The organism is Chitinophaga silvisoli, from assembly GCF_003412465.1.
GTDB classification, from domain to species: Bacteria; Bacteroidota; Bacteroidia; order Chitinophagales; family Chitinophagaceae; genus Chitinophaga; species Chitinophaga silvisoli.
This window is the reverse complement of sequence record NZ_QTJV01000065.1, coordinates 1-980: the sequence shown is the minus strand read 5'-3', so window position 1 is coordinate 980 and position 980 is coordinate 1. Positions and strand designations below refer to the sequence as shown.

Sequence of the window (980 nt, the reverse complement as noted above, 5' to 3'; positions counted from 1 at the left end):
TATATTTATGTTCTTCTTCATGAAAAATAAGTCTAATATCATTATATCTTTTATCTCTAAGTTCCATATTATTAATACCATTAAGTTCAACACTAGTTTGGACCCGCTTCGGCACTACGTGCCTACGCTAGACTCCCCGTGGAGGATGGAGTAGATTAGCATCAGCTTATTCTTCAATCATACTACTAGTAATTTCAACACCACCTCTACCAGCAACATTCTCTTGTTCATACAGAAGATTTTCTTCAGCTACATTAAGAGCTTTAATCGTGTTTGGAAACTGATTAGCTAAATCATTAATTTGTTTCATATAACCAATAACAACTGGAACATCTTCTAGACTAGCACCATCAGATAACTTGTCATTCAACAATTCATTTAATTTGCTAGCAGCTAAAGCAACATTATGAATACCACGCTTAATATTAAGTACAGCTTCCATACCAGCACCAGCTTTTTGATTATAATATCTTTTAATAAGTTTCCAAACAAGAATATCAGGTTGATAATTTTTAGGTAAATCAAAGTTTTCAATAGCTTTCTTAAGAGCTTCTTTTTCACTAAGACCTTCTTGTAGACACGGGCCTTTAGGGTCACCAAGATAATAAATAACTCCAACTTCTTTAATATACATCTCTTTATTAGGAGATTTATCTCTAGTATAAAGAAGACTAACATCTCTATCAAGAAGTTGTTTAAGTGTAGGAGCTTTTGGCATACCAGTTTCATCTATAGTCAGCATCCAATCCAATTCCAAACCGTTCATATATTTCTTCTACTTCTTCATCAAATTCAATAATTTCAAGTTTACCCATAGCATATAGCCAAAGATTAGCATAAGCAGCACTATGTTTTTTACTTAGTTTAATCCAAATAGGAAGAAGTTTCTTTTTAAACTTAAGTTCAGTCTTAATCTTTTCTTCTTCTTCATAATGTTTTTGCTTTTCTTCTTCCATAACTTTAGCAGTATATTCTTTATA

Annotated in this window: 2 protein-coding genes; both read right to left on the bottom strand. The window is 31.8% G+C overall.

Annotated elements, in window-relative coordinates; genetic code table 11:
• Positions 1-166: 166 nt before the first annotated feature.
• Complete coding sequence (locus DXN04_RS34410) at positions 167-766, bottom strand: hypothetical protein (RefSeq protein WP_147320180.1); 600 nt, start codon at positions 764-766, stop codon at positions 167-169.
• On the bottom strand, positions 726-980 hold a 255-nt coding region (locus tag DXN04_RS34405; protein WP_233525752.1), incomplete at its 5' end, for a hypothetical protein. The genes DXN04_RS34405 and DXN04_RS34410, both read right to left, overlap by 41 nt.

Coding starts and splice junctions, on each gene's coding strand:
- DXN04_RS34410 (WP_147320180.1), bottom strand. CDS start 766: ATGAACGGTTTGGAATTGGATTGGATGCTGACTATAGATGAAACTGGT.